We start from the raw sequence: 919 nt of genomic DNA, 5'->3' as shown, positions 1-919 counted from the left end.
TGAGCGCATGAGTGGAAACAGCAACCCCCGGACGGTCCGGAAGGCCGTCATTCCTGCCGCCGGGCTCGGCACCCGGTTCCTCCCCGCGACGAAGGCCATGCCCAAGGAGATGCTGCCGGTCGTGGACCGGCCGGCCATCCAGTACGTGGTCCAGGAGGCGGTCGACGCCGGTCTCCAGGACGTCCTGATGATCACCGGGCGCTCGAAGCGGGCGCTGGAGGACCACTTCGACCGGGTACCGGCCCTGGAGCACCAGCTCGAGGAGTCGGGCAAGACCGATCTGCTGCGGGCGGTGGAGCACGCCTCCGAGCTCGGCGAGATCCACTACCTGCGCCAGGCGGACCCCAAGGGACTGGGGCACGCGGTGCTGCGGGCGAAGATCCACATCGGTGACGAGCCCTTCGCGGTGCTGCTGGGCGACGACCTGATCGACGCCCGGGACGAGCTGCTCACCGAGATGATCGCCGTGCAGGAGCGCACCGGCGGCTCCGTGGTCGCGCTGATGGAGGTCCCGGCCGAGCAGATCAGCGCCTACGGCTGCGCGGACGTCACCGCGGTGGAGGGGGAGGACTACGTGCGGATCAACGGGCTGGTGGAGAAGCCGGCCCCGGAGGACGCTCCGTCCAACCTGGCCGTGATCGGGCGCTACGTGCTGGTGCCGGAGGTGTTCGAGGTGCTGGAGAACACCGCCCCCGGGCGCGGCAACGAGATCCAGCTCACCGACGCGCTGCAGACCCTCGCCCAGCGCGAGGGCGAGGGCGGCGGGGTGTACGGGGTGGTCTTCAAGGGCCGTCGCTACGACACCGGCGACAAGCTCAGCTACCTCAAGGCCAACATCATCCTGGCCTCGGAGCGCGAGGACCTCGGGCCCGAGCTGTGCGAGTGGCTCAGGGAGTACACCCGGACCCTGCCGGTCGGC

1 protein-coding gene is annotated in these 919 nt (G+C 70.3%); it reads left to right on the top strand.

The window, feature by feature from the left end; all coding sequences use genetic code 11:
- Window positions 1-7 precede the first annotated feature (7 nt).
- Window positions 8-919, top strand: a 912-nt coding sequence (gene galU, locus CRM73_RS19390) for a UTP--glucose-1-phosphate uridylyltransferase GalU (protein WP_031282980.1), incomplete at its 3' end; no start/stop codon positions are given.

The organism is Kocuria sp. CCUG 69068, from assembly GCF_020833785.1.
GTDB lineage: Bacteria > Actinomycetota > Actinomycetes > Actinomycetales > Micrococcaceae > Kocuria > Kocuria rosea.
The sequence above is the reverse complement of the archived record's forward strand: the minus strand, read 5'-3'. Positions and strand labels throughout refer to the sequence as shown.